The 7,885-nt window shown below is 71.3% G+C and carries 6 protein-coding genes; all 6 read right to left on the reverse strand.

What is annotated here, in order from left to right; translation table 11 throughout:
- Nucleotides 1–31: 31 nt before the first annotated feature.
- Nucleotides 32–787, reverse strand: a complete 756-nt coding sequence (locus E1293_RS18160) for a helix-turn-helix domain-containing protein (RefSeq protein WP_132198601.1) — start codon at nucleotides 785–787, stop codon at nucleotides 32–34.
- Nucleotides 788–929: 142 nt separating this feature from the next.
- Nucleotides 930–3,536, reverse strand: coding sequence for a DNA translocase FtsK (locus tag E1293_RS18165; protein ID WP_132198602.1), 2,607 nt, complete (start codon nucleotides 3,534–3,536; stop codon nucleotides 930–932).
- A gap of 121 nt (nucleotides 3,537–3,657) precedes the next feature.
- Complete coding sequence (locus tag E1293_RS18170; RefSeq protein WP_132198603.1) at nucleotides 3,658–5,343, reverse strand: ribonuclease J; 1,686 nt, start codon at nucleotides 5,341–5,343, stop codon at nucleotides 3,658–3,660.
- On the reverse strand, nucleotides 5,340–6,278 hold the full coding sequence (dapA, locus tag E1293_RS18175) for a 4-hydroxy-tetrahydrodipicolinate synthase (protein ID WP_132198604.1): 939 nt from the start codon (nucleotides 6,276–6,278) through the stop codon (nucleotides 5,340–5,342). Before dapA ends, E1293_RS18170 begins: the two co-directional genes overlap by 4 nt.
- A gap of 156 nt (nucleotides 6,279–6,434) precedes the next feature.
- Nucleotides 6,435–6,656 carry a hypothetical protein gene (locus E1293_RS18180; protein ID WP_132198605.1) on the reverse strand — a complete coding sequence of 74 codons (222 nt, stop codon included), beginning with the start codon at nucleotides 6,654–6,656 and terminating at the stop codon, nucleotides 6,435–6,437.
- 135 nt (nucleotides 6,657–6,791) lie between these two features.
- On the reverse strand, nucleotides 6,792–7,829 hold the full coding sequence (locus E1293_RS18185) for a glycoside hydrolase family 18 protein (RefSeq protein WP_243716305.1): 1,038 nt from the start codon (nucleotides 7,827–7,829) through the stop codon (nucleotides 6,792–6,794).
- Nucleotides 7,830–7,885 lie beyond the last annotated feature (56 nt).

A 7,885-nucleotide genomic window follows, 5' to 3' on the forward strand; every position in this document is an offset into this window, starting at 1 on the left:
TCGTCGCGGGAGGACGGCCCCGCGCCCCCGGCTACGCAGGTTCGGGGTCGTTGCGGTCGAAGCTCAGCCGCTGCACGCCCTTGCCCTTGCCGGGCGAGCCCAGGTCCTTGCCGTTGACGATCAGATTGACGCTGCCGCCGACGCCGATCACCAGCTTGACCTTCTTCTTGGCGGTGAAGTCCTTCTGGTCGCCCTCGCGCAGCATGCCGCTGAACAGCGACTTGCCCTTGTCGCCGCGGACGTTCAGCCACGTCGTCCGCTTCGCCTCGACCCGCACCTCGACCTTGGTGCGCGGAGCCTCCGCCACCGGGCTGTTCTGCTGCGCCGGAGCGGACGCGCCGGGCGTCGGAGTCGGCGGCGGGGGCGTCCCGGCGACCTGCTGCGCCGTGCGCCGCTCGCCGCCGCCGTCGTGCCCGACCACCTGGACGACCCCGTAGATGACGACCAGGGCGAGGGCGAGCGCCATCGCGGCGCTCCAGTTCGGCGACCTGCGCTCGCGGAACGCGACGGGCTGCTCGGGCTCGAACGCCGAGATCGCCGACACCGGCTGCGGGGCGCCGCCGTGCGCCGCGTCGAAGTCGGCGACGAGCGGTTCCGGATCGATGCCGATGACCCGCGAGATGCTGCGGATGTGGCCGCGGGCGTAGAAGTTGCCGCCGCACGTGGAGAAGTCGTCGGCCTCCATGCCGCGGATCACGGTCTCGCGTATCCGCGTCTGGAGACTCACCTGTGTCACCGAGAGACCGGCCCGCTGACGCTCCTCCGTCAAGGTCTCACCGATGCTCACGCCGGGCCTCCTCTGAGGAGCTCATGGCCATTCCGCAGGACTGCGCGACCAGTCTAGGAACGGCCTGCCCACTCGGCGACTGCCAACACGTTCGAAACAGGGCAAGATTTCGCATCATTCCGCAATGCCCGTCCCCGCGCGGTCAGCCGCCGCCGCGCAGCTCCGCGAGCACCCCGGGGAGATCGTCCGGCTTCGCCAGCACGTCCCGCGCCTTGGAGCCCTCGCTGGGCCCGACGATGTCGCGGCTCTCCATCAGGTCCATCAGCCGCCCGGCCTTGGCGAACCCGACGCGGAGCTTGCGCTGCAGCATCGACGTCGACCCGAACTGCGTGGACACGACCAGCTCGATGGCCTGGACGAGCAGGTCCATGTCGTCGCCGATCTCCTCGTCGATCTCCTTCTTCGGCCCGGCGGCCGCGGCGACGTCCTCCCGGTAGTGCGCCTCCATCTGCCCCTTGCAGTGGTCGACGATCCCGTGGATCTCCTTCTCCGCCACGTAGGCGTTCTGCAGGCGCATCGGCTTGCTCGCGCCCATCGGCAGGAACAGCGCGTCGCCCTGCCCGACGAGCTTCTCCGCGCCCGGCTGGTCGAGGATGACGCGGCTGTCCGACAGCGACGACGTCGCGAACGCCAGCCGCGACGGCACGTTGGCCTTGATGAGCCCGGTGACGACGTCCACCGACGGACGCTGCGTCGCCAGCACCAGGTGGATGCCGGCGGCGCGGGCGAGCTGGGTGATGCGGACGACGGAGTCCTCCACGTCGCGCGGCGCGACCATCATCAGGTCGGCCAGCTCGTCGACGATGACGAGCAGGTACGGGTACGGCGTGTAGACGCGCTCGCTGCCGGGCGGCGGCTTCAGCTTGCCCGCCTTCACCGCCTTGTTGAAGTCGTCGATGTGCCGGTACCCGGACGCGGCCAGGTCGTCGTAGCGGCGGTCCATCTCGCCGACGACCCAGTCGAGTGCCTCGGCGGCCTTCTTCGGGTTGGTGATGATCGGCGTGATGAGGTGCGGGATGCCCTGGTACATCGTCAGCTCGACCCGCTTGGGGTCGACGAGGATCATCCGCACCTCGTCCGGGGTGGCGCGCATCAGGACCGAGGTGATGAGCCCGTTGATGCACGTCGACTTGCCGGCGCCGGTGGCGCCCGCGATGAGGATGTGCGGCATCTTCGCCAGGTTCGCCACGACCGTGCGTCCCTCGACGTCCTTGCCGAGCCCGACCACCATCGGGTGGTGCTCGTTGGTCGCGGCGGGCGAGCGCAGCACGTCGCCCAGGCTCACGATGTCCTTGTCGGTGTTCGGGATCTCCACGCCGATCGCGGACTTGCCGGGGATCGGGGAGATGATGCGCACGTCGGCGCTCTTCACCGCGTAGGCGATGTTCTTCGTCAGCGCGATGACCTTCTCGACCTTCACCGCCGGGCCGAGCTCGATCTCGTACCGGGTGATCGTCGGGCCGCGGGTGAACCCGGTGACCTGCGCGTCGATGTCGAACTGCTCCAGCACGCCGGTGAGCGCGTTCACGACCGTGTCATTGGCCTTGGTGCGCGGCTTGCTGACGCTGCCGGGACGCAGCGCCGCCGGGTCGGGCAGGACGTAGATCTCGCCGGACGACGACAGCGGCAGCTGCTCGGACCGGCGCGGCGCCGGCGTCGGGTCGCGCACGTCCGGTGCCGCCGGGGCGTCGGCCTGCGACGCGCCCGCCACGTGCTCGTCCATCGGCTCGTCGTCGGCGGGCGGCGCGGGCGGCGGGACGTCCGCGCCGAACGGGTCGGGCTCGAACAGCTCGTCGGCGAGGTCGCGCTGCGGCCGGTCGGCCTTCTTCGGGTCGTCCTCCAGCAGCGGCGTGTCGTACGGCCTGGAGTGCTCGCCGACCTCCAGCTCGCCGTCGTCCTCGCCCTTCTTCTTGCGGCGGCGCTTCTTCGGCGCCTCCTCGGCTTCCTTCCCGTCCGCGGACGGGCGTTCCGGACGGCCCTGCAGCGTCGCCACCGCCCACAGGTCGGCGACCCGCTCGGGCACCTTCGCGATCGGGGTCGCGGTCACGACCAGCAGCCCGAACCCGGCCAGGAGCAGCAGCAGCGGGACGGCCACCCACCCGCTCAGCGCCGCCTCCAGCGGGGCCGACACCAGCCAGCCGATCACGCCCCCGGCCTCGCGGACGCGCTCCATGTCCTTCGCCGGGGACGGGACCCCGGCGGCGATGTGCAGGATGCCGAGCACGCCGACGCCGAGCGCGGTGATGCCGATGACGACGCGGCCGGTGTCCTCGTGCTGCTCGGGGTGGCGCAGCGTCCGCCACGCCAGCAGCGCCAGCAGCACGGGCAGCGCCATCGCCATGATGCCGAGGCCGCCGCGCACCACCTTCTCCAGCGCGATCGTGACGACGCCGTCAGGCCGGAACCAGGTGACGGACGCCAGCACGATGGACGAGCCGAGCAGCGCCAGCCCGAGCCCGTCGCGGCGGTGCTCGGGGTCGAGGTTGCGGGCCCCGTGCCCGTAGGCGCGGAAGACGGACCCGACCGTGACGGCCGCGAGCAGGTACAGCTTGAACAGCAGCTTGAAGAACCCGAGGACCGCCTGGGAGATCGGGTCGGGCTTCTGCGGGGGACGCCCCCGCCCCGAGCCGCGGCCCCCCTTGGCGGTGCCGCTCGGTCGCTTCCGGGGGGACGAACCTGCGGACTTGCGCGCCGCCGTGCCCCCCGCACGCGAGGAGGTTTTCGCGCCTCCGGACGCACGTGTGGCCATGGTAATGAGAGTAACCAAGGAGCCCCGCGGTTCCCGGGATGACGGACGGGCGTGTTGAAGAACCGGCGGGAGGGCGCGAGAACGGACGGCCGCGGGGTGCCGCGGCCGTCCGTCCGGGGCGTCAGACCTCGACGACGACCGGGACGATCATCGGGCGGCGGCGGTAGTTGTCGCTCACCCACTTGCCGACGGTCCGCCGGATGAGCTGGCCGAGCTGGTGCAGGTCGTTCACGCCGTCGCCGGCCGCGTCCCGCAGCACGCCCTCGATCCGCTCGATGATCTCGTCGAAGTCCTCGTTGACGATGCCCGCGCCGCGGGCGTGCACCTCGGGCCCCGCCACGACCTTGCCGGAGGTCGAGTCGATGCCGATGACGATGGAGACGAACCCCTCCTCGCCGAGGATGCGCCGGTCCTTCAGCGAGGTCTCGGTGACCTCGCCGACCGACAGGCCGTCCACGTACACGTACCCGGCCGGCACCGCGCCGACGATCTTGGCGCGGCCGCCCACGAGGTCGACGACGACGCCGTCCTCGGCGATGACGATCCCCTCGTCGGGGACGCCGGTGAGCGCCGCCAGCTTCGCGTGCGCGCGCAGGTGCCGCCACTCGCCGTGGATCGGCAGGAAGTTCGCCGGCTTCGTGACGTTGAGCACGTACAGCAGTTCGCCGGCCGACGCGTGCCCGGACACGTGCACGAGCGCGTTGCCCTTGTGGACGATCCGGGCGCCCCACCGGGTGAGGCCGTTGATGACGCGGTTGACCGCGTTCTCGTTGCCCGGGATCAGCGACGACGCCAGCATCACGGTGTCGCGGTCGGTGATGCGGATCGAGTGGTCGCGGTTCGCCATCCGCGACAGCGCCGACATCGGCTCGCCCTGCGAGCCCGTGCACACCAGCACGAGCCGGTCGCCGGGGATGTCGTCGATCTCCTTCTGCTCGACCATGATGCCCTCGGGGACGCTGAGGTACCCGAGCTCGCGCGCCACGCCCATGTTGCGGACCATCGACCGGCCGACGAAGCAGACCTTGCGGCCGTTGGCGACGGCGGCGTCCAGCACCTGCTGGACGCGGTGGATGTGGGAGGCGAAGCAGGCGACGATGAGCCGCTCCTGCGCGGTGCGGAACACCTCGTCGACGACCGGGCCGATGTTGCGCTCGCTGGTGACGAACCCGGGCACCTCGGCGTTGGTCGAGTCGGCCATCAGCAGGTCGATGCCGTCGGCGCCGAGCCGCGCGAAGCCGGGCAGGTCGGTGAGCCGGCCGTCCAGCGGCAGCTGGTCCATCTTGAAGTCGCCGGTGTGCAGGACGAGCCCGGCGGCGGTGCGGATGGCGACGGCGAGCGCGTCCGGGATCGAGTGGTTGACGGCGAGGAACTCGCAGTCGAACGGCCCGAAGGTGCGCCGCTCGCCCTCGGCGACCACGTCGGTGACCGGTTTGATGCGGTGCTCGACGAGCTTGGCCTCCAGCAGCGCGAGCGTGAGCCGCGAGCCGACGAGCGGGATGTCGCCGCGCTCGCGCAGCAGGTACGGGACGGCGCCGATGTGGTCCTCGTGGCCGTGCGTGAGGACGACGGCCTCGATGTCGTCCAGCCGGTCCCGGATGTATTCGAAATCGGGCAGGATCAGGTCGATGCCGGGCTGCTCGGTCTCGGGGAACAGCACGCCGCAGTCGACGACGAGCAGGCGTCCGCCGTACTCGAACACCGTCATGTTGCGGCCGATCTCCCCGAGCCCGCCCAGCGCGACGATGCGCAGGCCGCCTTCGGGCGGCGCGGGCGGGTCCGAGAGCTCCGGGTGAGGATGACTCACCGGGCAACCTCCGGAATGACTGCCTCGGGCACTTTGACTCCCCCTATCGTGAGGTCTTCTCGCAGGCGCGCCGCGAACTCCGGCGTGGCCTCCACCAGCGGCGCGCGGAGCGGGCCGCCTCCGGGGAGGCCGAGCAGGTTCAGCGCTGCCTTGACGGCGATGGCGCCCTGCGTACGGGTCATGATGGCGGTGACCACGGGCAGCAGCCGCCGGTGGATCTCCAGCGCCCGCCCGTGCTCACCGGCGCGGTATGCGTCGATCATCTCATGGAGTTCGACGCCCACGACATGGCCGACCACGCTGACGAACCCCGCGGCGCCGACCGACAGCCACGGCAGGTTGAGGTTGTCGTCGCCGGAGTACCAGACGAGGTCGGTCTCGGCCATCACCCGGGACGCGCCGAACAGGTCGCCCTTGGCGTCCTTGACGGCGATGATCCGCGGGTGGTCGGCGAGCTGCACGAGCGTGTCGTTCTGGATCGGCACTCCGGCGCGCCCCGGGATGTCGTACAGCATGCAGGGCAGGGCGGTGGCGTCGGCGACCGCCGTGAAGTGGCGGACGAGGCCCTCCTGCGGGGGCTTGTTGTAGTAGGGCGTGACCACGAGCAGCGCGTGCGCGCCGGCGGCCTCGGCCTGCCGCGCGAGTTGCAGGGTGTGCTCGGTGTGGTTCGTCCCGGCACCGGCGACGATCACGGCGCGGTCGCCGACGGCGTCGATGACCGCGCGCAGCAACCGGCTTTTCTCGTCGTCGCTCGTCGTGGGCGACTCGCCCGTCGTCCCGTTGACGACGAGGCCGTCATGGCGCCGCTCGTCGACCAGGTAGGTCGCGAGTCGCACGGCGCCGTCGTAGTCGACGCCTCCGTCCGGCAGGAACGGGGTGACCATGGCGGTCAGCATCCGTCCGAACGGAGCGTCAGTGGTTGTGCTGGGTGCCATGCAACGAACGGTACCGTTCCGGCCCGTCGACTTGGACCCGCAGGTCGAAGCCGGACTGTCCGAATACGGAAGGAAGCCGCCGCCACACGCTCGGGGGTACGCGTGGCGGCGGCTCCCACACTCGACATCGTGGCACGCAAATGCCTCGTTACGGGGTCAGTCCGGCCACTTCCCGGACTCGGTTGGATAACGTGACCCAGCGGTCATCTCATGCAGCCGGACGCGGAGCTCCTCGACGTCGGGAGTGCGCACCAGCTCGTTCCCGCGGACCGCCCACCAGAGCCCGGAACCGCCCCGCCCGATCCGCCATCCGGCGAACTCGGCCGACAGCTCGCCGATGCGGTCGGCGTCGTGCCGCGCGGCCTGCTGAGTGCCCATCGCCCTCGCCCTTCCGTTGCCGTCCGCCTGCCGGACCTTGACCTTCCGCACCCAGCAATACCCCCGGGCATGCCGGACTATCCACCCCTTTTTACCTGGGCATACGAGGATTCGGAACGTAGCCGGACGGCCTGCTCAGCCGGCCGGACTTTCCGTCGCCGGGGGCGGCCAGGCCGCGCGGTATCGGGCCCATTCGGCCGGATCGGTGGTCCAGTCCGCGTACACGCCGACGCCGTACGGACGCTTCGGCGGCCGCTTCAGGTCGTCGATGCCGCGCCGGATGCCACGCAGCGCGACGGGCAGGTCCTCCGCCCAGTCCATGAGGGGGCGGTAGGTGGGGACGCCCATGAACACGGTCGTGCGGTCGCCGATCAGCTCCAGGGTCGTCCGGGTGTGCCGGGCGAAGTGCCAGCCGGCGAGCGACCGCGTGGGCAGCGACACGTCGTAGGTCATGATCGCGACCTGGTCGGCCCGGTCGGCGACGGCGCGCAGGAACCCCTCGGTCGGACGCGGCGGGTAGTGGAGCGCCCCGCTCCGCGGGAGGAGCGCCTTGTAGACGGGCTGGGCGGCGTCCGCGAGCGTCGGCTGCTCCAAGGCCACCGACAGCAGCCCGCCCTTCGACCGCGTCAGCTCACGCGTGCGGTCCATGAGGGTCATGAACGCGCGGTCGTCGTAGTAGATGGGCTCGAAGTCGTAGTGGATGCCGTCGAACCCGAGGTCGAGGAAGATCGCGTCGGTCTTGAGCACCCGCTCCCGCACGGCCGCGTCGTCGAGGTCGATGACGCCGTGCCCGTCCACGACCCTGACCTGCCCCAGGTACGCCTGGGCGCGGACCCCCGGCGCGTACTTCCGCACGGCCTCGATGAGCTGCCGCGCGTAGCGGTACTTGCCCGGCGGCACGGTGCCGTCCGCCTCGAACGGCCCCGCGTGGAAGAACACATCGGTGATGCGGTTCTCCTCCAGCAGCTTCCCGAGCGCCCGGTACTCGGCGTCGCTGTGCGGCTCCCCCACCCACTGGTGCCGCGCCCACAGCGCGTTCGCCTCCGTGCCTCGCGCCTCCGGTTCGGGCTGCCACCACACCCAGGCGCCGGCGAACACCAGTGCCGCGAGGCCGGCCACGTACGCGGCCGCCCATCCCGTCCAGCGCAGAACGAGCCGCCCCTTTTGCCTCATCCGGCAATGATCCCGGATCGGCCGGGCGCTTCGCCCGCCCCGCGCCAGGGCTCCCC

It is taken from the genome of Actinomadura darangshiensis (assembly GCF_004349235.1).
Lineage (GTDB): Bacteria > Actinomycetota > Actinomycetes > Streptosporangiales > Streptosporangiaceae > Spirillospora > Spirillospora darangshiensis.

Excerpts from the sequence above, each read along its gene's own strand:
- E1293_RS18185 (WP_243716305.1), bottom strand. The coding sequence starts at position 7,829 with ATGAGGCAAAAGGGGCGGCTCGTTCTGCGCTGGACGGGATGGGCGGCC.
- E1293_RS18165 (WP_132198602.1), bottom strand. The coding sequence starts at position 3,536 with ATGGCCACACGTGCGTCCGGAGGCGCGAAAACCTCCTCGCGTGCGGGG.
- E1293_RS18180 (WP_132198605.1), bottom strand. The coding sequence starts at position 6,656 with ATGGGCACTCAGCAGGCCGCGCGGCACGACGCCGACCGCATCGGCGAG.
- dapA (WP_132198604.1), bottom strand. The coding sequence starts at position 6,278 with ATGGCACCCAGCACAACCACTGACGCTCCGTTCGGACGGATGCTGACC.